24 protein-coding genes are annotated in these 23,571 nt (G+C 45.1%); 9 read left to right on the forward strand and 15 right to left on the reverse strand.

Annotated elements, in window-relative coordinates; translation table 11 throughout:
* The first annotated feature begins 201 nt into the window (after positions 1-201).
* The 6 genes from gap (at position 202) to AB4323_RS21980 (ending at position 6,919) form a co-directional block, all read left to right on the forward strand.
* Positions 202-1,197, forward strand: a complete 996-nt coding sequence (gene gap / locus AB4323_RS21955; protein ID WP_017059382.1) for a type I glyceraldehyde-3-phosphate dehydrogenase — start codon at positions 202-204, stop codon at positions 1,195-1,197.
* 242 nt (positions 1,198-1,439) lie between these two features.
* Positions 1,440-2,324 (forward strand): D-hexose-6-phosphate mutarotase, encoded by an 885-nt coding sequence (locus AB4323_RS21960; protein ID WP_372135679.1) that lies wholly within the window; start codon positions 1,440-1,442, stop codon positions 2,322-2,324.
* Positions 2,325-2,435: 111 nt separating this feature from the next.
* Positions 2,436-3,251, forward strand: coding sequence for a 23S rRNA (guanine(745)-N(1))-methyltransferase (rlmA, locus tag AB4323_RS21965; protein ID WP_017059384.1), 816 nt, complete (start codon positions 2,436-2,438; stop codon positions 3,249-3,251).
* A 75-nt stretch (positions 3,252-3,326) separates the two neighbouring features.
* Positions 3,327-4,280, forward strand: a complete 954-nt coding sequence (locus AB4323_RS21970) for a ChaN family lipoprotein (RefSeq protein WP_372153332.1) — start codon at positions 3,327-3,329, stop codon at positions 4,278-4,280.
* Between the two features lie 276 nt (positions 4,281-4,556).
* Positions 4,557-4,910, forward strand: a complete 354-nt coding sequence (locus AB4323_RS21975; protein ID WP_017059386.1) for a hypothetical protein — start codon at positions 4,557-4,559, stop codon at positions 4,908-4,910.
* Positions 4,911-5,032: 122 nt separating this feature from the next.
* Positions 5,033-6,919 (forward strand): BCCT family transporter, encoded by a 1,887-nt coding sequence (locus AB4323_RS21980; RefSeq protein ID WP_017063436.1) that lies wholly within the window; start codon positions 5,033-5,035, stop codon positions 6,917-6,919.
* Between the two features lie 106 nt (positions 6,920-7,025).
* On the opposite strand, the gene AB4323_RS21985 is transcribed toward AB4323_RS21980, so the two are convergent.
* Positions 7,026-7,463 carry a YcgN family cysteine cluster protein gene (locus AB4323_RS21985; RefSeq protein ID WP_017067609.1) on the reverse strand — a complete coding sequence of 146 codons (438 nt, stop codon included), beginning with the start codon at positions 7,461-7,463 and terminating at the stop codon, positions 7,026-7,028.
* 159 nt (positions 7,464-7,622) lie between these two features.
* On the opposite strand from AB4323_RS21985, the gene AB4323_RS21990 reads away from it, so the two are divergent.
* Both AB4323_RS21990 and aqpZ read left to right on the forward strand, forming a co-directional pair.
* On the forward strand, positions 7,623-7,871 hold the full coding sequence (locus tag AB4323_RS21990) for a YkgJ family cysteine cluster protein (RefSeq protein ID WP_004734153.1): 249 nt from the start codon (positions 7,623-7,625) through the stop codon (positions 7,869-7,871).
* Positions 7,872-7,964: 93 nt separating this feature from the next.
* Complete coding sequence (gene aqpZ, locus AB4323_RS21995; protein WP_065584853.1) at positions 7,965-8,654, forward strand: aquaporin Z; 690 nt, start codon at positions 7,965-7,967, stop codon at positions 8,652-8,654.
* Positions 8,655-8,720: 66 nt separating this feature from the next.
* On the opposite strand, the gene recR is transcribed toward aqpZ, so the two are convergent.
* The 7 genes from recR to AB4323_RS22030 form a co-directional block, all read right to left on the reverse strand.
* On the reverse strand, positions 8,721-9,320 hold the full coding sequence (gene recR / locus AB4323_RS22000) for a recombination mediator RecR (protein WP_019823189.1): 600 nt from the start codon (positions 9,318-9,320) through the stop codon (positions 8,721-8,723).
* Positions 9,321-9,398: 78 nt separating this feature from the next.
* Positions 9,399-9,728 carry a YbaB/EbfC family nucleoid-associated protein gene (locus tag AB4323_RS22005; RefSeq protein ID WP_017062338.1) on the reverse strand — a complete coding sequence of 110 codons (330 nt, stop codon included), beginning with the start codon at positions 9,726-9,728 and terminating at the stop codon, positions 9,399-9,401.
* Positions 9,729-9,880: 152 nt separating this feature from the next.
* The gene (dnaX, locus tag AB4323_RS22010; RefSeq protein WP_372153334.1) at positions 9,881-12,097 is read right to left on the reverse strand and encodes a DNA polymerase III subunit gamma/tau; all 2,217 of its coding nucleotides are present in this window, start codon (positions 12,095-12,097) and stop codon (positions 9,881-9,883) included.
* Between the two features lie 18 nt (positions 12,098-12,115).
* Complete coding sequence (gene apt, locus AB4323_RS22015; protein WP_017062340.1) at positions 12,116-12,661, reverse strand: adenine phosphoribosyltransferase; 546 nt, start codon at positions 12,659-12,661, stop codon at positions 12,116-12,118.
* Between the two features lie 161 nt (positions 12,662-12,822).
* Positions 12,823-13,194 (reverse strand): YbaN family protein, encoded by a 372-nt coding sequence (locus AB4323_RS22020; protein ID WP_029225617.1) that lies wholly within the window; start codon positions 13,192-13,194, stop codon positions 12,823-12,825.
* A gap of 74 nt (positions 13,195-13,268) precedes the next feature.
* Entirely contained in the window at positions 13,269-13,406 is a 138-nt protein-coding gene (locus tag AB4323_RS22025) for a hypothetical protein (protein WP_017067606.1), read from the reverse strand.
* 148 nt (positions 13,407-13,554) lie between these two features.
* Positions 13,555-14,658 carry a response regulator gene (locus AB4323_RS22030; RefSeq protein WP_372153336.1) on the reverse strand — a complete coding sequence of 368 codons (1,104 nt, stop codon included), beginning with the start codon at positions 14,656-14,658 and terminating at the stop codon, positions 13,555-13,557.
* A gap of 228 nt (positions 14,659-14,886) precedes the next feature.
* Here AB4323_RS22030 and AB4323_RS22035 point away from each other — a divergent pair, with 228 nt between their 5' ends.
* Positions 14,887-15,762, forward strand: coding sequence for a LysR family transcriptional regulator (locus tag AB4323_RS22035; protein ID WP_017062344.1), 876 nt, complete (start codon positions 14,887-14,889; stop codon positions 15,760-15,762).
* A gap of 100 nt (positions 15,763-15,862) precedes the next feature.
* Here the strand turns inward: AB4323_RS22035 and purF are convergent, their stop codons facing one another.
* The 7 genes from purF to AB4323_RS22070 form a co-directional block, all read right to left on the reverse strand.
* On the reverse strand, positions 15,863-17,377 hold the full coding sequence (gene purF, locus AB4323_RS22040; protein ID WP_017062345.1) for an amidophosphoribosyltransferase: 1,515 nt from the start codon (positions 17,375-17,377) through the stop codon (positions 15,863-15,865).
* A gap of 34 nt (positions 17,378-17,411) precedes the next feature.
* Complete coding sequence (locus AB4323_RS22045; protein ID WP_009848678.1) at positions 17,412-17,903, reverse strand: CvpA family protein; 492 nt, start codon at positions 17,901-17,903, stop codon at positions 17,412-17,414.
* 61 nt (positions 17,904-17,964) lie between these two features.
* Entirely contained in the window at positions 17,965-18,540 is a 576-nt protein-coding gene (locus AB4323_RS22050) for an SPOR domain-containing protein (RefSeq protein WP_017063432.1), read from the reverse strand.
* Positions 18,541-19,803, reverse strand: coding sequence for a bifunctional tetrahydrofolate synthase/dihydrofolate synthase (gene folC, locus AB4323_RS22055; RefSeq protein ID WP_017062347.1), 1,263 nt, complete (start codon positions 19,801-19,803; stop codon positions 18,541-18,543).
* 42 nt (positions 19,804-19,845) lie between these two features.
* A complete protein-coding gene (gene accD, locus AB4323_RS22060) occupies positions 19,846-20,772 on the reverse strand; it encodes an acetyl-CoA carboxylase, carboxyltransferase subunit beta (protein WP_017062348.1) in 927 nt (308 codons plus the stop codon).
* Positions 20,773-20,948: 176 nt separating this feature from the next.
* Complete coding sequence (truA, locus tag AB4323_RS22065; RefSeq protein WP_004734161.1) at positions 20,949-21,743, reverse strand: tRNA pseudouridine(38-40) synthase TruA; 795 nt, start codon at positions 21,741-21,743, stop codon at positions 20,949-20,951.
* A gap of 194 nt (positions 21,744-21,937) precedes the next feature.
* Positions 21,938-23,571, reverse strand: a 1,634-nt coding sequence (locus AB4323_RS22070; RefSeq protein ID WP_372153338.1) for a FimV/HubP family polar landmark protein, incomplete at its 5' end; no start/stop codon positions are given.

Raw genomic sequence — 23,571 nt, forward strand, 5'->3', positions numbered from 1 at the left:
GGTATTTTACCCAACTGGAAGGGTACAGAGCCACTTGCAATGGTCAATTTTCAATCACTTACACCCAATTGTTAAGAAAAGCGTCGCTTTTTTTTGACATTAAACAAGTTAAGTCGGATTATCTATTGCAGATGTATACTGGATTCTGTAATTTTACTACCAGTTATCTTTAATCAGAAATTAAGTTGTGGAGCAACTACAATGACTATCAAAGTAGGTATTAACGGTTTTGGCCGTATCGGCCGTTTCGTATTCCGCGCAGCTCAAGAGCGTGCAGACATCGAAGTAGTAGGTATTAACGATCTAATCGACGTAGAGTACATGGCATACATGCTTAAGTACGACTCAACTCACGGCCGTTTCAACGGTACTGTTGAAGTTGAAGGCGGTAACCTAATCGTTAACGGTAAAACTGTACGTGTTACAGCTGAGCGTAACCCAGAAGACCTTAAGTGGGATGCTATCGACGTAGACGTAGTTGCTGAAGCAACTGGTCTTTTCCTAACTGACGAGACTGCACGTAAGCACATCACTGCTGGCGCTAAGAAAGTAGTTCTTACTGGTCCTTCTAAAGATGCAACTCCAATGTTCGTAATGGGCGTTAACCAAGCATCTTACGCTGGTCAAGACATCGTTTCTAACGCTTCTTGTACTACTAACTGTCTTGCACCTATCGCTAAAGTACTTAACGATAAGTGGGGCATTGAGTCTGGTCTTATGACTACAGTTCACGCTACTACAGCAACTCAAAAAACTGTAGATGGCCCTTCTGCTAAAGACTGGCGCGGTGGCCGTGGTGCTTCTCAAAACATCATCCCATCTTCAACTGGTGCTGCTAAAGCTGTAGGCGTTGTTCTTCCAGAACTAAACGGCCTTCTAACTGGTATGGCTTTCCGTGTACCAACTGCTAACGTATCTGTAGTTGACCTAACAGTTAACCTAAAAGAAGCTGCATCTTACGAAGAAATTTGTGCTGCAATGAAAGAAGCTTCTGAAGGCGAAATGGCTGGCGTTCTTGGTTACACTGAAGACCAAGTAGTATCACAAGATTTCATCGGTGAAGTTCAAACTTCAGTATTCGATGCTAAAGCTGGTGTTGCTCTAACTGACAAATTCGTTAAAGTTGTATCTTGGTACGACAACGAAATCGGTTACTCAAACAAAGTTCTAGACCTAATCGCTCACATCTCTAAGTAATTTCTTTTTAGAAATCGCTTTAGATAAGCATTAGCGAAGACTGTTTTGAGCAGACTTTGAAAAAGGCGACCTTAGTGTCGCCTTTTTAATGCCTGCTATCTTTTAAACCGCGTCTGTCTAAGCTCATCAAGATAGCCCAAACGCAAAATTCAATTCTAATACTGACTCTGCTTGTTACTCATGAAAACACAAGCATCACTCTAGTCAGCATTTGAATTCAATTTGCTTAGAAGGATCATGTAATGGATTTATCTACTCTACCTGCACTGGCGGTACTTTCTGACAACGTCACTATCGTTGAACACGAAGGTGTAAAACTGGTTCGCGTTATCCACGATAAAGCAAACGCAGCGATTTCACTGTTTGGCGGCCATGTGGTGTCATTCCAACCGCAAGGTCAAGAAGACCTAATTTGGATGAGCCAACAAGCTAAGTTCGATGGTAAAACGGCTCTGCGTGGTGGTATTCCAGTATGTTGGCCTTGGTTTGGTCGCATTGCAGCACCAGCACATGGTTTTGCCCGTTCAAGTGAATGGCAATTGGTTGAACACCGTGAAAGCGAAGCTGGCGTGATTGTTAGCTTAGGTCTGAAGCCAAGCGAAGAGACGCTAGCAGTATGGCCTCATCAGTTTGATGCTCGCTTGAATGTTGAGATCGGCGAACAACTAAAAGTAACGCTGGACGTGAAGAACACTGATTCTCAGCCATGGACTTTCTCTGGTGCACTACACACTTACCTAAACGTTGGCGATATCCACAACACAACCACCACTGGTATGGGTGCTGAGTACATTGATAGCCTGCAAGGTGGCAAGATCTGCCAAGGTGGATCTGAACTGGTACTGACCGACACGATTGACCGCGTTTACACGCAACCAGAAGCGCAAATCTTTGTTGCTGACAAGAAGCTGGATCGCACGCTAACAGTTGAAAACCACGGTCATAACTCTGCAGTACTGTGGAACCCGTGGGCAGAAGGCGCTGCAAGTATGGGCGACATGCAAGACGATGGTTACCTAACTATGATGTGCGTAGAATCAACACTGCACGCGCCAAGCCTAGAAGCCGGTAAAACACTCCGGCCGGGTGAAAACCACCAACTGATCACTGTGATTAGTGCCCAATAACCGTATAAATACAGTTATAAAAAACGATTTTTGAGCGGCTTTATGTCGCTCTTTTACTTTTTGGTTTTAGCTCGTTACACTTGCGCTGTCTATTCTCCTTTAGAGGTCTCCATGACTTACCAATGCCCTTTGTGTCACCAACCTTTATCTCAAAACGATCGTACGTTTAAGTGTGAAAAGAACCATCAGTTCGACCTAGCGAAAGAAGGCTACGTCAATTTGATGCCTGCGCACCACAAACGCTCAAAAGATCCAGGTGACAACAAAGAGATGATGCAGGCACGTCGTCGCTTCCTTGAAGGTAACCACTATGACCCAATGCGCCAAGCGGTGGTGACGTTGTGTTCTCGCTATCTACCAGAAGAGACGCCTAGCCTATTGGATATTGGTTGTGGCGAAGGTTATTACACCAACGAAATTGCTGTGAATCTTCAAGAAAAGAAAGGGGCTACTTTTGGCCTAGACATTTCTAAGATTGCTATCAAATACGCCGCTAAACGCTACCCTGCTGTCGACTTCTCAGTTGCATCAAGCCATCGCCTACCCTTTGCTGAAAACAGCTTAGACGGAATTCTACGCATTTACGCGCCTTGCAAGGCTGAAGAGTTACAACGCACCATCAAAGATAATGGTGTGGTGATCACCGTGACACCAGCTAGCCGACACCTGTATCAACTGCGTGATGCAATTTATGATGGCGTTCGCTTGCACGACGAAGATCCAGAAGTGATCGAAGGTTTTACGCTTGAGCATCAAGAGCAACTAAACTATATGATGGAACTATCGGGGTCAGATGCATTCGACCTGCTACAGATGACGCCGTTTGCTTGGAAGGCGAGTGAAGAGTTTAAACTACAACTCACCGAGGCAGAGCAATTCAACTGTGAAGCTGACTTTATGCTGCGAGTGTACCGCAAACAAATTTAATTGATATTGATTATCGTTTGCATTGAAATCTTATCTTGCCTCCTTTAGTATGCGTGTTCTTCAAGGAGGCATTTCATGCAACGTATTATTCTTATCGGATTAGCTACTCTTCTCACGGCTTGTGTTAGTCAACCTGCAAAAGACACTTCTCAAAAAGTGGCTCAAACGGAATCCGTTTCCACATTCTATGACTACCAGTTCGCTTCTCCACAAGGCGAAACACTTTCTCTCGATGCATTACCCGAGCAGCTGATTGACGCTGATGTGGTTCTAATTGGCGAATGGCACACGCATTCTGCCATTCACCGCTTCCAAACCGACTTCTTAAAAGCGCGCCGCAACGCAACATCAAACATTGCGCTTTCAATGGAACAGTTCACTCGAGAGCACCAAGCCACACTTGACCAATACTTAAACGGCGAAATTGGCGAACAAATTCTCATGTCTCAAGCGGCAGCTTGGCCAAATTACGAAAGTGATTACCGCGCGTTAGTTGAGTTCGCAAAAGCCAACGACGTCGATGTTATTGCGGCAAATGCACCAAAGCCATTCGTGCAGTGTATTGGCCGTAAAGGATTGCCTTACCTAGACCAATTATCGACCGAGCAACGCCAATGGATTGCTGCCGAAGTGGATACTGGCGATAGCCCTTACAAAGAAAAGTTCATGGCTTCTATGCATCACGGTACGCCAGAGCAAACAGAAAAGCAGTTTGCCGCTCAGGTTACCTGGGACGAAACCATGGCTGAGTCGATTGTGGATTACCTAGCATCAAACCCTGATAAACAAGTGATTCACGTGGCTGGCAAGTTCCACACCGAGGGTGGTTTAGGGACGGCGGCATCAATTCTACGTCGTAACCCTGATTTAAAAATCGCCATCATCAGCCCGGTTGAAGCGATCTCATCGGATAGCGGTGATTATCAGCTTGAAGTGCTTTCGCCGCCGGCTCGCTTTGTAAAGAAAGAGAACCGAATGAAGGCATACAAGCATCTGTCAAAACGTAGCGCTAGCCTAGAGTGTGAGTAGGATCTGTTGATCCACTCTTCTAAGCTAAAGAGTCGATGGGCTAATCCTAGATAATTAGCCCATCGTCACAACTTGATCACGTTCCCGTCATTCATCCTAACTCTATCTAAAATCAAACATTCTTATCGGCACAAGACTTGCTTAGTAAATAGACGATTTAACCAAGCAGACGAAAATGTAATGTGCGAATAAAAAAACATCACTATCGATGATTAATTGCACAAGTTTTTCACACCTCTGCCGATACTATATTTAAGGATAGGTAAGGAGAGCTATATGACGCCAGTAGGAACGAGTAATACTCAGCTGTATTCGCCTTCGCAGATGAACGCTAAGAGTTCAGCTAACGAAGCTGAAAAGCCTACACCGCTTAAGGTTGAGCAAAATACGGTTAGGCTTTCTGATGAAGGCAAAGCACTCTTATCTGCCCTAAAAGAAATTGATAAAGAAGCGAAGAAAGTCGAAGCAGAAAACGCGACAGTTACCGATAAAGTTGAGTCATTCGCTCATGGTGCCTTGGGTATGGATCACCCAGATAAGATTGAAGAAGAAGATGATGGTTCTTATTCAGCGGGGCAATACCTGTCCGCAGCGGCAACCGTAGGCGGTATTCTTCTCGCACTCATTTAGCCTTGCCAACCTATCGCATTCTCTAGAATAAAAGCGATTTATCGTTACGACAATAGACCCGATTAGGTCTAAAAAACGAGTTCATTCCATAATTCCGCTCTCATTTTAATGGAATAATACTCGTGAAAAACACTTTTGAGCTTATCGATAAGCCAACCTTTTTTGGTGCTATAGCACTCCTACTCACGATAGTTTTCCCGCTCATTTTGTTCCCTGCACAGGGCGCAGACTGGATTGCGGTTGCGAAAACATTCATGACTGATCAACTCGGATTCCTGTATCTTGCTCTAGGTCTCGCAGCCTGTGCATTTATGGTGTACGTAGTATTCAGTGATATGGGACAAATTAAACTGGGCGAAGCTGATGAAGAGCCTGAGTTTAAAACTGCATCATGGGCTGCCATGCTATTTTGTGGCGGTATCGGTGCAAGTATCTTGTATTGGGGCTGTATTGAGTGGGCTTACTACTACCAATCACCGCCTTTCCAACTAGAACCTGGCAGTGAAGAAGCAGTACGCTGGGCTGCGACCTACGGCCTATTCCACTGGGGACCAATCGCATGGTCTATCTACCTAATCCCGGCAATTCCTATCGCTTACTTCTTCTACGTACGTAAACAACCTGTTCTAAAGATTTCAAGCGCATTAATGCCTGTTCTTGGTGAACACCGTAGTAAAGGCGTACCAGGAAAGATCGTTGATATCCTATTCATTTTCGGTCTATTAGGCGGCGCTGCAACAACATTAGGTTTAGCCGCTCCTCTGATCACTGAAGGTCTAAATCATCTATTTGGTCTACCTAAAAATAACCTAACGCAAGTGATGGTGCTTTTAGTGTGTACTGCGATTTTTGCTTACTCATCTTATGCTGGATTGGAAAAAGGCATCAAGATCCTAAGTAACATCAACTTCTGGGGTGCGATGGGTCTACTGGCTTTCGTTCTGATCGCGGGTCCAACAATCTTCATGTTAGAAACAGGCTTAGACTCAATTGGTCGTCTACTGTCTAACTTCTTCGTGATGGCAACGTGGGCTGAACCATTTGGTGGTTACGGTACATTCGAAAACACTCACTTCCCACAAGACTGGACGATTTTCTACTGGGCATGGTGGCTAGTATTTGCACCGAGTATGGGTCTGTTTGTTGCGCGTATCTCTCGCGGTAGAACCATCAAACAAATGGTGTCAGGTTCGATCTTCTTTGGCTCTCTAGGTTGTTTCCTATTCTTCATGATCTTAGGTAACTACGGCCTATCCCTGCAGCTTTCTGGTGAGCTAGATGTCGTTGCGATTTTGAATGCTGAAGGCGCAACCAAAGCTATCTTCTCGATGCTGGCACAATTGCCAATGAGCACGCTGGTTATCGCTGTATTTACGATGCTGTGTATCATCTTCACGGCAACAACATTTGACTCGATCTCATACATCCTAGCGTCTGTTGTACAAAATAACGTGACCGAAGAACCAATGCGCTGGAACCGTATGTTCTGGGCATTTACTCTGTCGTTCTTACCAACGATTCTAATGTTCTTAGGCGGTCTAAGTACGCTACAAACGGCGGCGATTGTTGGTGGCTTACCACTGCTTGCTATCTCTGTGATGCTGATGATTTCAGCGGTTCGTGCGACTAACCTCGACCTACGCCATCAAGATGCGTATATCGAGCCAACGATCAACATCGAAGAACTGCCAGACATGGACCCTTGGTCTGCTGAAGGTATGGCGTTGGCTCAGTTTGAGAAAGAAAGAGATGCAGCACAAGAAGCCGCAGAACTTGAGCGTGTTGCTTACACAGAACTTGCCGCAGTGAAGAAAGAAATTCGCGCTTATGTGTTAGAACAAGGTTCACAAATGGAAACTCACGAGTTACCAGAGAACCTACAACAAGCACTTGAGCAGGCCGAGAGTAATCTTAGTGCCGCACAAGCGAAAAAGATCGAGTTATCTGAGCAAGCTCAGAATGCTCGTATCACGTTCAATCAGGTGGTTGCAGACTTACCGCTTGCTTGACATTAGCCATGACACAGTCCATTGATTTGGACCCTCCTAAATACGACAAAGGCTCACAGAAATGTGAGCCTTTTTTTTATTCGGGTGATTGACTAGTCTTCGTTAACTAGCGGTTCGGGTGGTTCAAGATGTGATCTTCCCAATCGACAACATCGATTTCGTATACCACTTTGTTACGAACACTTTCACCTGCAGCATGCATCTCTGATTTAGAACCCGTAATCAATGGGTGCCACTCAGGAATCGGTTTAGATTCAGATAGAAGACGGTAAGCACAAGTATCTGGTAGCCAATGGAATTCATGAATCTTGTCACGAGTCAGCTTCAAACACTCTTCACCTGAAGTGAAGCGGTTCGGGTAGTCTTTACAAGAACATGTTTTGTCGTTTAACCAGCTGCACGCCACGTTGGTGTAGTAAACTTCATCACTATCTTCATCCATTAGTTTATGCAGGCAACACTTACCACAACCGTCACACAGTGATTCCCACTCGTTCTCGGTCATTTGCTCTAGTGTCTTTTCTTGCCAAAATGGATTCGTCATAGGATTACTTCTTACTCTTTTACTGGGGTGCGTGTTATACCGCTAGCCCATAAAAAGTTCAAGGATAATAATTGTTCATTCTTTGATTCAATCAACAGCTGTCACTCTCATCATTTTTTGCTACTATCGCGCACCCTGTTATTTAGTGAGTTTAATTTGATGGAATGTCGCCTAGGTTGTGGAGCTTGTTGTATCGCTCCAAGTATTACATCTGCTATTCCTGGAATGCCTAATGGTAAGCCTGCTGGCGTACGCTGCATTCAATTAAATGAGCAAGATCTATGCAAATTATTTGGTCAACCTTCACGCCCGAAGGTATGTCACCAGTTCAAAGCCTGCCCTATCATCTGTGGTAAAACAGACCAAGAAGCGCTTGATAACCTTATTGAGCTCGAAGCAATAACTTAACAATACTTTTCTTCTTATATATGCCCAAGATTTCACAACTTTGATAGAACTAAACTATCTTATTGATACTGGTAAAGATTAATAAGGATAGTTATGAATAAGTATATCGCAGAAATATTCGGTACATTTTGGTTGGTGTTAGGTGGTTGTGGTAGTGCCGTCTTAGCCGCTGCTTTTCCCGATGTAGGTATCGGCTTACTCGGGGTTTCCCTCGCGTTTGGTTTAACCGTACTCACCATGGCTTTTGCTATTGGCCATATATCCGGCTGTCATCTCAACCCTGCTGTTACAATTGGTCTTTGGAGCGGTGGCCGCTTTGATGCCAAAGACGTCGCACCTTACATTATTGCCCAGGTCATTGGCGGCATTATCGCGGGTGGTGTGTTATTTGTGATTGCTTCAGGCCAAGCAGGCTTTGACGCTGCGGCATCTGGCTTTGCTTCAAATGGTTATGGTGAACACTCACCGGGCGGCTACTCGCTCACAGCAGCTCTCGTTTGTGAAGTGGTCATGACCATGGTGTTCCTATTCGTGATTATGGGCGCGACGGATTCGAAAGCACCCGCTGGGTTTGCACCTATCGCAATTGGTCTTTGTTTGACCCTAATTCACCTTATCAGTATCCCTGTAACCAATACCTCGGTGAATCCTGCGCGAAGTACTGGTGTAGCCGTATTTGTCGGTGATTGGGCCGTTTCGCAATTGTGGCTATTCTGGATTGCACCAATTATTGGTGCCGTGATTGGCGCGATGATATACAAAGCGGTGAGAGGTTCAGATTAAGCGCTGAAAAACGTCTAAAGCAATAAAAGAAAAAGCCGCTTAGTGATGCTTCACCAAGCGGCTTTTTTAGATCTTATGACGACCGAGTAAGGAGTGCGAAAGCGTGGTGCCATCCACCAGCTCTAGCTCACCACCAACGGGAACACCATGAGCGATACGGCTTGCGTTCACTTCATGGGCATTACATAGCTCAGCAATGTAATGCGCTGTCGCTTCCCCTTCAACTGTTGGGTTAGTCGCTAGGATTACTTCCGAGATATCACCACGACGCAGGCGGTAGTCCAAAACATCGAGACCGATGTCGCTTGGACCAATACCATCAAGTGGTGAAAGATGACCCATCAATACAAAGTAACGACCTGAATATTGGCCAGTTGCTTCGATAGCTGCAATGTCTGCAGGGCTCTCTACTACACAGATTTGACCATTTTCCTGACGTTTAGGATTGGTACAAATGTGGCAAGTATCTTCTTCAGTAAAAGTACGGCACTCATTACAGTGACCAATTTCGGTCATTGCTTGGCTAAGAGCTTCAGCCAACTGTAGGCCGCCTTTTCTATCGCGCTGTAACAAATGAAAGGCCATACGCTGCGCCGACTTGGGGCCAACCCCAGGTAGACAACGTAAGGCCTCCATCAAATGCTCCAGCATATGACTGGTACGCATATTTAACCGTTCTAATGTTCAAGTAATAGCCTGTTCAACACAAACCACCACCTGAATTAACCTTTAAGAATAAGTTACTTAGAAAGGCATCTTCATACCTGGTGGAAGTTGCATTCCGCCAGTTACGCTAGCCATTTTCTCTTTTTGAGTTTCTTCAACGCGACGAGCCGCATCGTTGAAAGCAGCAGCGATAAGATCTTCAAGCATCTCTTTATCGTCTTCCATTAGGCTTTCATCGATATCAACACGGCGAACGCTGTGGCTACCAGTGATCGTTACTTTTACAAGGCCAGCACCTGACTCACCTGTAACTTCCATATTTGCGATTTCTTCTTGAAGCTTTTGCATGCGCTCTTGCATTTGCTGGGCTTGCTTCATCATGTTGCCCATACCGCCTTTACCAAACATGTTAATACTCTCTGGTCTAATTGGTTTATTAAAATTAATTAAGCTATACGAGCTTAAATGGGGGTTAAAACAGTGTGATTCAACCCCTCGATGTTCAGTTCTCAGATTTGCTTATCTGGGATGATATGCCGGTCACTAAACAAGAAAACGTTCTAGATAGGACGAACGCTGTCTCTGTCGAGTTCAGCGGCAAAACGTCTTTCAATGAACTGTACGTTGGCATCGTTTTCTAAAGCGGTAAACGCGTCTTTCAACTTACCTTGATACAGTCGTTCTCGTAATTCTAGCGGCGTTTCTCCACCATCACCGATTTCAACACTCAAATGACACTCTTCTCCAAGCACAGTATTGAGAGACTGCAATAGCTCACTCTGCGCACGGTCGGTATTCAAATGAGCTTGGCTCGCTCTTAACGTTAAAGTGATTGATGTGTCGTTTTTAGCAAACACTGAGTTCAATGCTAACTGTTCAACAAGCTTGGCTGTCTCTAGCTTTTGAATCGTGGCTGACCATTCATCTTGAGCAATCGACTCTTGAAGCAATTTATCGACCATTTCTGGTGTCTTAATATGCTCCAACGCACGTTTGATCTGAGTAGGTGTAAGCTCTTTGCTCACCTCTTTCACTACAGGTTTAGACGGTTTCCAGCGATAAGGTTCATTATCGTTGGTCACATTTTCTGTCGAAGAGGATGATAAAGAAGCTGGCGACACCCGCTCAGAACCACCGTGTTGCTGAGCAACTCGATCAAGAACTGAAGTTTTAGCTGGTGTCGCTTTAGCCTTTTTTGGCGCCGAGCCTTTGTTTTCTGTTGCCGAACTGCCTCTACGTTGAGAACGTAATTGGTGGCGTAAACCACTCACAGGCGAAGTTGCACGCGCTGGCTGCTCTTGCGGAGCAGAAGGTGCAGCGCTTGGCTGTTGAACCGGACTCTGGTTTTGATAATTCGTTTGTTGCTGCTGAGGCTGCTCTGCACCGTAGCTTGGACGCTCATCATAAGCAGGAGGCGCGTCATACTGGCTATGCGGGTAATCCTGCTCAGGATAACCTTGGTTGCCTGAATGTTCAGCGTAACCTTGCGAATCTGAATACTGTGCTGGAGTCTGTTGCACGGGTGGTGGCTGCATAGCTTGCTGTTGAGGCGCCTGTTGTTGCATCTGAGGCTGTCTCGGAGCTGCCATTGGCGCAGGTTGACTCACTGACTGAGCAACGTTCTGAGCTTGAGCTGCTGGAACTGGCGCTGGGCTTGCCGACTGAGTCGAGATTGCCGTAGCAACCGCTTGTTCAGCTGGTCTAAATGCCAACATGCGTAAAACCACCATCTCAATACCAACGCGAGCGGTTGGCGACAATGGTAAGTCTTCACGACCTTTCAATACGATCTGGTAGTAGAGTTGAATGTCTTGTGGGCTAAGCGCTTTGCTCAGTAGTTCAAGCTTCTCAGCGTCAGGCTGTGCCTTATCTAGTGTGGATGGCAAAGCTTGGAACATCGCAAGACGATGCAGTTGAGTCGCAAGCTGATTCAGCAAACCATCCCACTCGACACCGTTCTCAGCAAGGCTTTGGATACACGCCATCGCTTGCTGTGGCTGCTTACTGCTAATCGCTTCAAGCAAGTGGATAGCTTGGTCGGTATCCAGTGTTCCGAGCATGTGAGCAACAGTATCTGTTACGACATTGCCATTACCCAATGCGATAGCTTGGTCTGTAAGGCTTAGCGCATCACGCATACTGCCATCAGCAGCATGAGCAATCATTCCAAGCGCACGAGATTCAGACGTCACATCTTCTTGTTCAAGAATATGATCGAGCTGCTCGTGAATATTATCAACGCTGATCGGCTTAAGATGGAACTGCAAACAACGCGACAAGATCGTTACTGGAAGCTTCTGTGGATCCGTTGTTGCGAGCAAGAATTTCACATACTCAGGCGGCTCTTCTAAGGTCTTTAGAAGCGCGTTAAAGCTGTGCCTGGAAAGCATGTGGACTTCATCGATTAGGTAAACCTTGAAGCGACCACGTGCAGGCTTGTACTGAACATTGTCCAGAAGCTCGCGGGTATCTTCTACCTTAGTTCGTGATGCCGCATCGATCTCGAGCAGGTCAACAAAGCGACCTTCATCGATTTCTTTACAGGTTGCACATTCACCACAAGGTGTTGAGGTAATGCCTGTTTCACAGTTGAGTCCCTTAGCAAACAAACGACCGATGGTTGTTTTACCAACACCTCGTGTACCGCTGAACAGGTATGCGTGGTGCAACCTATTCTGGCTAAGGGCATTCTCTAATGCTGTTAAAACATGGGCTTGACCAACCACTTCTTTGAATTTGGTTGGTCGCCATTTTCGCGCTAACGCAAGATAGCTCATGAATAATTCCGAAAAGGATTAGTGACCGTCGAATTCGCAGATGCTAAACACTTCTAGACCTAAGCCTTGTAAGCGCTTGTCACCACCGATTTCTGGAAGGTTAATAACAAATGCAGCGTGTTCTACCACACCACCAAGCTGACGAATCAACTTTGTTGTTGCTTCAATCGTACCGCCCGTTGCTAGCAAATCATCAACCATCAACACTTTATCGCCTTCAACGATAGCATCAGTATGGATTTCTAGAGTGTCGGTGCCGTACTCAAGCTCATAAGATTGTGCCACAGTTTGACGAGGCAGCTTGCCCGGCTTACGAACAGGAATGAAGCCAACACCTAGCTCAAGTGCCAAAGGCGCACCAAATAGGAAACCACGAGCTTCAGTACCAACGATCTTAGTAAAGCCCATGTCCTTGTATGTTTCCGCTAGCAGGTCGATAGTCGCTTTGTAAGCTACTGGATCTTCCATCAAGCTTGTTACGTCACGGAACAAAATACCCGCTTTAGGGTAATCAGGAATGCTTTTGATGCTTGCTTTGATCAGAGAGATTTTTTCTGTGTTCATAATCTTATGCACTTCATTAGGCCGCTTTCCAAACTCTCGTTAACGAATTAAACATCAACGTTCGAAATTAAGGAAAGGTACGATTGGTATTCATTGCAACGAGAGTCATAGCTCTGATTGCTGAAATAATAAACGCCCGCTATACAAGCAGGCACACTGGCTTAATGGTAGTGATTTTCTTTGCTGTCAGCAACCAACTCATGGGTTGGAAGTCGCATAAACCATGTGAGAAGAATAACAAGTACACAAATTAGGAAAGCCTTGACCCAAATGATAGGGGCAAAGTAGATGGATAACGCAAAACTCAACAAGATAAAGAATACGCCACGCGTTTTAACTTGTTTGGTGACGGCACCGTGTTGATACCAATTGTTCAGCAAAGGACCCAGCGTTTTGTGCTCATGCATCCATTTATGAACTTTCGGATTGCTTCGCATGAAGCATGCGCTGGCAAGAAGGAGAAAAGGAGTGGTTGGCAGAACGGGCAAAACTATCCCTAGAACTGCGAGAAATATACAAAGGCCACCAGCAATATTGAGGCTTAAAACTCGAACGCTAATTGTGGCCTCCTTGAGTTAGCTATCACCAATCGGCGACGACAGCTTAACTAGAATGTTGCGTAACCATTGAATACACGGATCAACGTAAGTGTTGCTGGTAGCAATGGAATCATTAAAAATGCGGCTAAAAATCCTAAAAAGTAGAATACATTAAACGGGTCTTGAAAGTCTTTGTTATCTGCCATGATTGCTTCTTGTTTTTGTTAGTGAAGGTAAGTATCCGGCGAACCAAGCCCGCTTTGCTAAATCGACATTTAACAAAAAAGGCATAGCCACACCATTTGCGCAACTATACCTTAATCAATTATTCACAAAAACCGAGGAAATATAGGGTTAATCAGTAGACCCTTGGTGTATGTCTAAACTAAAACTTGCCGCTCCAAGTAGGCTCAACGACAGTTGGCAGCCCTGTTCGATCGGAAGGTCCCGCGTAATAAAGTTCTTCTTGCAGTTCTCACCCAAGCGCTCACCTGCTGCAATATATTGATTCAATTCACCATTCGACCATTGCCCGTCTAGACCCGCAGGCAAAATGGAGATGGTTCCCTCGGCAAGGTCAGCAACACCAAACAAGGCATTCACTGGGGTGGAGCATTTAGAGCAACGAATCCCCTTCTCTAAGATTTCAGCAATATCTTTGAGATCAACATTAAAATCTTTTCTGTTTCTTATGTAATCGTGGAACAGCGCTCTCACTAACAATGTTGTCGCGGAGCCGCCATTATCAGACGACGATGAATCGACGAGGTAAAAAGCAAACTGCCCGTTCATCATCCACGCATAGTCAAACACAAGTGGCATCATCTCTGTTGATTGCAGTAACCGGTAACTGCAACGCCATGAGCCTTGTCGCGTATCTTTCTCTGGAAGCAGCGCATGCAGTAAGTCTTTTGCTGCGCTTGGGTTATCTTGAAGGTAATTCAGGTGCCAATGCAGTTCTTGGTCTTCAGGGATCTCGCCACCGTCATCCACACAGAACCATTGGCTCGAAAAATCTCGTTGGTCTGAAATGTTATCGAACGAATCTGTCAATGTATTCGCAATCGCACTTCCTAGGTGACGGTGATCCTCTAACGGCTTCGCCAAGAAGTCTTTAATACCAAATCGCAAGGCTTTCGCCACGTCAGACATATCATAAGTGCCAGACACAACGATCATAGGCAGTGACGGGTACTCTAAACTGAGCTCTTCCACAAGCTCTATGCCATCAAGTATTGGCATTGATAAGTCACACACAATTAAATCTGGCGCTGAGTCTCTAAGTTTCTGCAAAGCGTCCAGTCCATTTTCAGCCTCAACCACTTTATAACCGACCTTGTCTAGGTAAGCGCTGGTTATACGGCGAAAAATAGGATCATCATCAACCAACATCACGCATTTTTGGTTAATTACTTCCTGAGCCGAGGTCATTACTGGCTGACTGTGAGTTTTGTACATAATCTATAACCTCACAAAACTAAGTCGAATTATTATTGTTATCTGTTCTAAGAACTAATATAAAACTTAGTAATAAAATGCTAAATACACAAATTTGCACTCTTTACTGGTAATTCGTGACGAGGGTTGGAATACTTGTAAATAGTGCAACGAGTTGACGTAACGCAAACATTGATCTCACTGTTACGTATAAATTAGATGAGATTGTAAACAAATGTGTCTGGATTTATGAAATTAGATGATTTAAACCTCTTTCGACTCGTCGTTGAAAATGGGAGCTACACCGCAACATCGCGCAAGACTATGATTCCGGTTGCGACCATCACACGACGCATCCAAGCCTTAGAAGATTCTTTGAACCTTAGGCTTCTCAATAGACACGCGCGTAAACTTTCTTTAACAGAGGCAGGCGAACGTTTCTTCAATGAATGCTCTCCGCTGTTGCAACGTCTCTCTTCTACTGCAGAAGAGTTAACTGACGTGTGCAAAGGCGCTTCCGGTAAGATTCGTATTACGGCACCCTCAAACCTGACCAAGCGCATGATGATGCCAATGTTCAGTGAATTCATGATTCAATACCCTGATATCAATATTGAGCTGATGATGAACAACCAAGCGGATCAGCTGGATCCAACGGAGTGGGACGTAATTTTCCGAGTCGGCCCTCAGCGTGATTCAAGCCTAATCGCTCGAAAAATCAGTGAAGTCAAAGATATTCTTATCGCGAGCCCTGAGTACTTAGCGAAGAACCCAGCTCCAAGCCATGCTGAAGAGCTAGCGAACCATTCGCTACTCAAAGGCTACCCGCTGATTAAGTGGCAGCTGAGTAATTCGAATGAAGAGACGGTGGTGAATAGCGAGAAAGGCCGTTTCAACGCCAATGCGCTTAATGTCGTGAGACAAGCGTGCTCAGAAGGCCTAGGTATCACCCTGATGCCTGACGTGATGATTCGTGAATACATTGAAGATGGCAGCTTAGTGCAAGTCTTAGAAGACTGGAGCGCTAACCCTCGTGATATTTACATGCTTTATAACCACAAAGACCATCTACCAGAGAAAGTGAGATTGTTTATTGATTTTGTGATCGCATACCACATTCATTAAGGTCAATCCCCTTCTCTATAAACAAAAAACCAGAGCCGATGCTCTGGTTTTTTATTTTCTGTATCGCTAGCGAAACTCTGTATGACTAACGAAACGCTAGTTAAGCGCCTTCGTTGTGTAACTCTAAGTTAGCAAGATCTTGTTGAATCTCACGCTGAACCTTTGAGTCGTCATTACGCAAAGAGTCTAGGAAATCTAGGTACACTTGGTCGATATCGCCCGTTACATACTCGCCGTTAAATACAGAAGTATCAAAACGAGAGATGTCTTGATTGCCCATGCCCACTGCAGAAATCAGATCTGGTAGCGTTTGGAAAATCAAGGCGTCTGCGCCAATCTGCTTACAAATCGTTTCGTTATCACGACCATGAGCAATCAACTCTGTCGCGCTCGGCATATCAATGCCGTAAACGTTAGGGAAGCGAACCTCTGGAGCAGCTGAAACCATGAAGACCTTATTTGCGCCAGAATCACGAGCCATCTCAATGATCTGCTCTGATGTTGTGCCGCGAACGATAGAATCGTCAACCAGAAGAACGTTCTTACCTTTAAACTCAGAGCGAATTGCGTTGAGCTTACGGCGAACCGACTTCTTACGTTGTTGCTGACCTGGCATGATGAATGTGCGGCCAACATAGCGGTTTTTCACGAAACCTTGACGGTATGGCTTATTGATCGCTTGAGCGATTCGTAGCGCAATATCGTTTGATGTTTCAGGGATTGGAATAACTACATCAATGTCTAAGTCTGCGTACTCTTCTTTAATACGCATACCAAGCATCTCACCCATCTCAACGCGTGCGCTGTAAACCGAGATTTTGTCGATGAATGAATCTGGGCGTGCAAAGTATACAAACTCAAAGATACATGGGTTTAGTTGTGGGTTGTCTGCACATTGCTTAGTGAAAAGCTCACCGTCAAACGTTGCGTAGATAGCTTCACCTGGTGCTACGTCGCGCATGAAGTCGAAACCAACAGCATCGAGTGCTACCGATTCAGACGCAACCATGTACTCTGTTTTACCTTGAACTTCACGCTTACCAAGACACAATGGACGAATACCATGTGGGTCACGGAATGCGATCATACCGTGGCCGATGATCATCGCCGTTACGGCGTAAGCACCACGAATTGTACGATGCACATTTGCCACAGCGCGGAAAACGTCATCTGAAGTTACGTTACCTTTAACAGTATCGATCTCATGAGCTAATACGTTCAGTAGAACTTCAGAGTCAGAGGTTGTGTTTACATGACGACGGTCTTTTTCGAACAACTTCTCACGAACTTCGTTTGCGTTCGTCAGGTTACCGTTGTGCGCCAACGTAATGCCAAAAGGAGAGTTTACGTAGAAAGGCTGAGCTTCAGACGCACTTGAACTACCCGCAGTAGGATAACGAACATGGCCAATACCAACTTCACCTTGTAGGCGCTGCATGTGTTTTGCTTCAAAAACATCTTTTACTAAACCGTTCGCCTTACGCAGACGGAAACGATTGCTTTCTATGGTACAAATACCAGCGGCATCTTGGCCACGATGCTGCAATACCGTTAAAGCGTCATAAATAGACTGGTTTACAGGTGTTGAACCCACGATTCCAACAATACCACACATGTCCTAATCCTCGATTTTTCGACATTAACTGGCGCTAGAGCGCGCCAGATAAGAAACTAGATGTTGCTTGTAAATGCTCGAAGAACGGCGCAATGATTCGACTAAATTCTGGAACCAATTGCGAATTCTTCCACCACTCAGAACTTGGGAATGCAGTAAACGCATCCATGAAAAACAACACTGCAGAAACAATCAAAACACCACGTAAGCCACCAAAGACGACACCGAGGATTCTGTCTGTACCTGACAGGCCTGTTTTCTGAACTAGTTGACCGATGACATAGTTAACTAAGGCACCCACAACTAACGTTGCAACAAACAATGCTGCTATCGCAGTTCCGTTTCGAAACATCTCATCTTCGATATTGGTGAAGTACATCGCTAATTTAGCGTAGTACTGGCTAGCAATAAAAAATGCTCCAAACCAAATAACGAGTGACAAGGCTTCTTTAGCGAAACCACGAACTAAACTGATCACGGCAGAGAAGCCGATCACGCCTAAAATGACAAAATCTAACCAATTCATGAATTCTTCATCTTAAGTTGGCGCGCATTTTAACAGAAAAAATGCTGACGCAAACGTTTTCTTATGGATTTAACGGTTTAAATTTGAGCAACTGGCCTTTTGAACCCGTAATTTTTTCTAATTCCTTAATTTGTCGCTCAAGTTTGGATTTAGAGACATCCGGGCCAATAATTACTCGCGTAAAAGTTTTTTCTTGCTTGGTGTGAGCCTGATAACCGCGCTTTTGCAGATCCTTAACAACGTTTTTTGCGTTGTCAGCATTCTTCAAAGCCATCAATTGAATAATCCAAGCACTGTCTTGGTATTCATTTTTTTCAGGTACCGGCTTAACCACAACTGCCACTTTGTCTGCTTCTTTATCATTAGAAGAAGACGCGGTTTGCGTGTTTGAATTATCAGTACGACCACTTTCAACCACTTGCTCAACCGGAGAATCCGGTAGCGCTATCTGATCTTCAACGGGATCGAGTACTTCAAACACTTCAACATTACTATCAAGCTCAGGCTTAATTGGAATGCTTGCAAACTCTTCTTTGTAGTGGAGCTTCTTACCATCTAGTACATCGGGCAATACAATCACGCCAATGGCCACTAAAATGATGGTGCCGACTAACCGGCTTTGGAATTTACTTGCCATTTAGTTTCCTTTTTTCTGCCAATGCTCCAACACTTCACCCACTGTATGGAAAGAACCGACAACCAACACAACATCGTCACCTTTAACAGAAGCTAAAGCCGCTTCAAACGCTACAACAGGGTTTGAATACCGCTCTACACCTTCAGGTAAGCTTTGACACAATTCAGCGGCTGTTGCGGCTCGTGGGCCGTTCAGCGAAGCTGGGTACCAATGTGTTGTTATTGGAGCTAATACTTCCAATGTCGCGGGGATATCTTTGTCATGAAGCATGGCGACTACAACGTGTAAATTTTTGCCTGCATACTTCTTCGCGACTTGCTGCGCAAAGTACTCAGCAGAATGCGGGTTGTGTGCTACATCAAGCACAATCACCGGTTGTTCGCTAATTTGCTGCATACGCCCAGGAAGCTGCGCATTCTTCATGCCGTTAACCACGTTCACGTCGCTAATACTAAGCTCTGATGTGCCCAATGCCATCAACGCTGTTGCAGCGTTAGGTAACGGCAGGCTTGGAATAGGTAGCGATTCTAGTTGGAATGCACCACTGCGCCAGTTCCACGTATCACCGTCAACATCATAAGTGTATTGAATACCGACTTGGTAGAACTCAGCCTTAATGTCATCAGCGTGCGCTGCAACCGTAGCCGGTGGCTTGGGTTGACCACAGATAGCGGGTTTACCGCTACGATAAATGCCCGCTTTCTCAAAACCAATCACATTGATGTCATCACCTAGCCAGTCAACATGGTCGACAGCCAAACTAGTAATCACAGAAACATCATGCTCAACGATATTGGTCGCGTCTAAACGCCCGCCTAAACCCACTTCTAAAAGCACAACATCAACCGCTTCAGTTTGAAATGCACGTAACGCCGCTAAAGTGCCATATTCGAAAAAACTCAGGCTGATTTCGCCACGCTCTTTCTCAATGAAATCGAAAGACTGAACCATCTTTTCATCAGATAGATCTTGGCCGTTGATACGAACACGTTCGTTATAGCGAATTAAGTGAGGAGAGCTGTAGACACCAACTGAGTAACCAGCGTCCAATAGAATCGCTTCCATCAGTGCACATGTTGAGCCTTTGCCATTGGTTCCGGCAACAGTAATAACATGTTGAGCAGGTTTGGTGAGGTTTGCCTTAGAGGCGACGGCCTGAACTCGGTCTAATCCAAGATCAATAGCGCTTGTGTGGATGTTTGATAAATAATCAAGCCACATCTCCAAAGAGGATGTGGCTTGAGGAATAGGTTGTTGACTCATCTAACTCATAACCATAATTAAGTTGGTTTGTTAGAAGGTACTTTACCCTTTTTCTGGCGCTTCTGGTACTTCATAAGTAGCTTCATTCGGTGAATCGTTCACAGAAACTACTAATGGTGAAGGCTGGTTGGTCATTTTAGCAACAAGGCTTGCAACGCGCTGACGCATCTCACGACGGTCAACAATCATGTCGATAGCACCGTGGTCTAGTAGGAACTCACTGCGTTGGAAACCTTCAGGAAGGTCTTCACGTACCGTTTGTTCGATTACACGACGTCCAGCAAAACCGATCAGTGCTTTTGGTTCACCAATATTGATATCGCCAAGCATTGCCAAACTTGCAGAAACACCACCCATTGTTGGATCAGTCATAACTGAAACAAACGGTAGGCCTTTCGCAGATAAACGCTCAAGCGCAGCACTGGTTTTCGCCATTTGCATTAGAGACATCAATGCCTCTTGCATACGAGCACCACCACTTGCAGAGAAACACACTAAACCACAGTTGTTCTCGATAGCAGCATCTACCGCTTTCACGAAACGAGCACCAACAACAGAACCCATTGAGCCGCCCATGAATGAGAATTCAAAAGCACACGCTACGATAGGTAAACCCAATAGTTCGCCTTTCATTGCAACTAATGCGTCTGTTTCACCACTGTTCTTTTGAGCAGCAGAGATACGTTCTTTGTAACGCTTAGAGTCTTTAAACTTCAGCTTGTCTTGTGGCTCAAGATCAGCACCTAGTTCAACACGCTCACCTTTGTCTAGGAATGTATCCAGACGACGACGTGCTTTCATGCGCATGTGATGGTCACATTTTGGACATACTTCTAGGTTACGCTCTAGTTCAGCATGGTACAGAACCTGCTCACAAGAAGTACATTTCGTCCAAACACCCTCAGGGATAGACGCTTTGCGAGATGTTACGATGTTGCTTTTTTCTAAAATCTTTTCAAGCCAACTCATGGAAGACCTTTTTGTTTCGATTCTTCCGCTTGATTGCGAAAGAAATAAATTTGGGAATTATGCGTGGGAATTAAAGCACATAAAACAGCGACTGTAGATAAAAAACTGGTTGTACCTATTTTCTGGGACTATCTTACGCACTAAACCGTAATAATTTTTGAACCTAAGTCTCACATTTAGTTCAAATTATCCGGTAAAAATAGAGGACCAATTGGCTCTCGTGGTAGCTCAAAATGTTCAGGATAATCAACATCCACCAGATACAAACCTTCCGCTTTTGCAGTTGCGCCGGCTACTTTTCGATCTTTAGCTTCTAAAAGCCACTGGATCCACTCTGGTTTCTGCTCACCTTTACCTACGGCAATAAGGCTACCCGTAATATTCCTCACCATGTGGTGAACAAACGCATTCGCTTTAATATCGATCACAATGTAGTGTCCATGACGAGTCACGTTCAAGTGAATCATGTTTCTCCATGGGCTACGAGATTGACAGTGTGTTGCCCTGAACGAAGTGAAGTCATTCTCACCAAGTAAGTACTGACCCGCTTCATGCATTTTTTTCTCATCAAGATGACCATGATAATGGCTCACACCTGAATTCAAAATGCCTGGGCGTAGTGCATGGTTAAAGATAATGTAGCGATAACGGCGGGCAGTAGCCGAGAAACGAGCATGGAAATCCTCATTCACTTCTGTCGCCCAACGAACCGCAATATCTTTTGGCATGTTGGCATTCGCGCCCATTGTCCATGCCACCATTTTACGATCGACATTAGTTTCAAAGTGAACGACTTGTCCCGTACCGTGAACACCGGCATCTGTACGACCTGCGCACATAACTTCTACAGGGTGATTCGCGACAACTGAAAGAGCCTTTTCCAATTCTTCTTGGACACTTTTCACGTCTCGTTGGCGCTGCCAACCAAAGTAGTGGGTACCGTTATATTCAATACCTAAAGCAATTTTCATGTTCTTGTTCTCTTTGAAAATGGGCGAGAAGTATATACGGAAATCAGTGCTAGCCCAAATAGGATGGGGCTAAAACTTCAATAAACAATCAGCATCGACCGAGACGATGCTGTTGAAAAACCAAATGAAACGATAGCGCTCTGTATCGCCTTAAAATAAAGGGTAGCCAACGCTACCCTTTCTGATTTGTAAATTTATCGACCGTTTAACGTATCGATAAGATTTTTTGCCTCTCGACGAATATCATCGCTGCCGTCAACGATTGCCTCTTCTAGAAGCTTAATTGCCCCTTGCGAGTCACTCATCTCGATGTAGATTTTGGCCAAATCAAGCTTACCCGCAGCTTCTGCATTGCTGTCGACATCATAATTGCCAATATCACCGATAACATCAGGGAATTCGTTAAGACCCACATCCAGTTTAAGCTCTTCATCGTCTGGATTAATGACTTCTTCACCTTCTTGCTCGACTTGAGCCATTAGCTCATCAATCGTCATGTACTGCTTATCACGACTGTTGCCTGATTCGGTTAGATTGTCTTGTTCAGCCCAATTCTCTTCTTTGATTTTCGGTTCAGCGTGCTGTTCAGCCGATGCCCAAATCTCTTGTTGGTCATCAGGCACATCATTATGCATGCTCGATTGTTGTTCTGGCGCTAGGTTAAAGCCTTTCCAGTCTTCGCCGCCGACTTCAAGCATGGCGTCAATATCTAACCCTGCGCTATCAATCGAAGTTGCGTCCAATGGCTTATCGAACATGTTGTCGACAGAGTCTTGAACATCTTCAGAAAGCAACTCAGCTAATGCTGTCTCATCAAAGTCATCAAAGCCTTCTAGTGGCTCGTCTTGAACCGCTGCAGGCGTTGAGTTTGGCTCTGAAGCCGCGCTCAGTGATTGTTCTGGCTGTGCAAAACCAGCCGGTTCAGAGTCTTCAGCATTCGAGAAATCATCAGCCTGACTATAGCTCTGCGGATTTGAGAACAGATCATGCAACGCATCTTGCTCTTCGCCTTGTGGGCTGAAAGAAGTCAGTGGTGTTGGCTTCTCAGCAAACGCATCAGAGATGGCTTCATCTTCACCATATTCCGGTAAATCAAACTCATCGAACTCTACGCCTTGGGCTTCCGCCACCGGCTCGGCATTGCTTTGCTCAATATCATCTAAAACAGAGTCTGCTTTTGCGCTTTCTTCATCGTACTCCGGAAGATCAAGGTCATCGAACTCGAACTTCTCTGTGTCAGGCGCTAAGTCTTGCTCTAACTGTGCTTCATCTGGTTCACTCACCACTTCCGCTAACGCATCGTCTTCACCAAACTCTGGTAGTTCGAAGTCATCAAGCGAGAATTCTTCTTCGCTTTCTGGTTTCGCAGTTTCAACTTGTGGTGCAGCATCTAACTGAGGCTCAGCGGTAGGTTGCGATTCAACACTTGATTGAGAGTCTATAGCAGGCGTTGCTGGCTCTGTTGTTGATTCAGCATCAGCTTCCGCTAGTGCGTCTTCTTCACTAAACTCTGGTAAGTCGAAATCATCAAACGAAAACTCTTCGTCGTCTTGCGCCTGAGCTATAACTTGGGCTTCAGTTTGAGGCTCAACACTTGGTTGAGCATCAATAGCTGGCGTTACTGGTTCTGGTGTTGATTCAGCATCAGCTTCCGCTAGTGCATCTTCTTCATTAAACTCTGGCAATGCGAAGTCATCAAACGAGAATTCTTCTTCGCTTTCTTGTTCTGCTATTTCTGCTTGTGGTGCAGCTGCTTCAGCTTCCGCTAGTGCATCCTCTTCACCAAACTCTGGTAGTTCAAAGTCATCAAACGAGAATTCTTCTTCGC

This window comes from Vibrio sp. 10N.261.52.C11 (assembly GCF_041471405.1).
Lineage (GTDB): Bacteria > Pseudomonadota > Gammaproteobacteria > Enterobacterales > Vibrionaceae > Vibrio > Vibrio crassostreae_C.

Bases quoted from the DNA above. Each gene is read 5' to 3' on its own strand.
- gap (WP_017059382.1), top strand. From the start codon at position 202: ATGACTATCAAAGTAGGTATTAACGGTTTTGGCCGTATCGGCCGTTTC.
- AB4323_RS21960 (WP_372135679.1), top strand. From the start codon at position 1,440: ATGGATTTATCTACTCTACCTGCACTGGCGGTACTTTCTGACAACGTC.
- rlmA (WP_017059384.1), top strand. From the start codon at position 2,436: ATGACTTACCAATGCCCTTTGTGTCACCAACCTTTATCTCAAAACGAT.
- AB4323_RS21970 (WP_372153332.1), top strand. From the start codon at position 3,327: ATGCAACGTATTATTCTTATCGGATTAGCTACTCTTCTCACGGCTTGT.
- AB4323_RS21975 (WP_017059386.1), top strand. From the start codon at position 4,557: ATGACGCCAGTAGGAACGAGTAATACTCAGCTGTATTCGCCTTCGCAG.
- AB4323_RS21985 (WP_017067609.1), bottom strand. From the start codon at position 7,463: ATGACGAATCCATTTTGGCAAGAAAAGACACTAGAGCAAATGACCGAG.
- AB4323_RS21990 (WP_004734153.1), top strand. From the start codon at position 7,623: ATGGAATGTCGCCTAGGTTGTGGAGCTTGTTGTATCGCTCCAAGTATT.
- aqpZ (WP_065584853.1), top strand. From the start codon at position 7,965: ATGAATAAGTATATCGCAGAAATATTCGGTACATTTTGGTTGGTGTTA.
- recR (WP_019823189.1), bottom strand. From the start codon at position 9,320: ATGCGTACCAGTCATATGCTGGAGCATTTGATGGAGGCCTTACGTTGT.
- AB4323_RS22005 (WP_017062338.1), bottom strand. From the start codon at position 9,728: ATGTTTGGTAAAGGCGGTATGGGCAACATGATGAAGCAAGCCCAGCAA.
- dnaX (WP_372153334.1), bottom strand. From the start codon at position 12,097: ATGAGCTATCTTGCGTTAGCGCGAAAATGGCGACCAACCAAATTCAAA.
- apt (WP_017062340.1), bottom strand. From the start codon at position 12,661: ATGAACACAGAAAAAATCTCTCTGATCAAAGCAAGCATCAAAAGCATT.
- AB4323_RS22025 (WP_017067606.1), bottom strand. From the start codon at position 13,406: ATGGCAGATAACAAAGACTTTCAAGACCCGTTTAATGTATTCTACTTT.
- AB4323_RS22030 (WP_372153336.1), bottom strand. From the start codon at position 14,658: ATGTACAAAACTCACAGTCAGCCAGTAATGACCTCGGCTCAGGAAGTA.
- AB4323_RS22035 (WP_017062344.1), top strand. From the start codon at position 14,887: ATGAAATTAGATGATTTAAACCTCTTTCGACTCGTCGTTGAAAATGGG.
- purF (WP_017062345.1), bottom strand. From the start codon at position 17,377: ATGTGTGGTATTGTTGGAATCGTGGGTTCAACACCTGTAAACCAGTCT.
- AB4323_RS22045 (WP_009848678.1), bottom strand. From the start codon at position 17,903: ATGAATTGGTTAGATTTTGTCATTTTAGGCGTGATCGGCTTCTCTGCC.
- AB4323_RS22050 (WP_017063432.1), bottom strand. From the start codon at position 18,540: ATGGCAAGTAAATTCCAAAGCCGGTTAGTCGGCACCATCATTTTAGTG.
- folC (WP_017062347.1), bottom strand. From the start codon at position 19,803: ATGAGTCAACAACCTATTCCTCAAGCCACATCCTCTTTGGAGATGTGG.
- accD (WP_017062348.1), bottom strand. From the start codon at position 20,772: ATGAGTTGGCTTGAAAAGATTTTAGAAAAAAGCAACATCGTAACATCT.
- truA (WP_004734161.1), bottom strand. From the start codon at position 21,743: ATGAAAATTGCTTTAGGTATTGAATATAACGGTACCCACTACTTTGGT.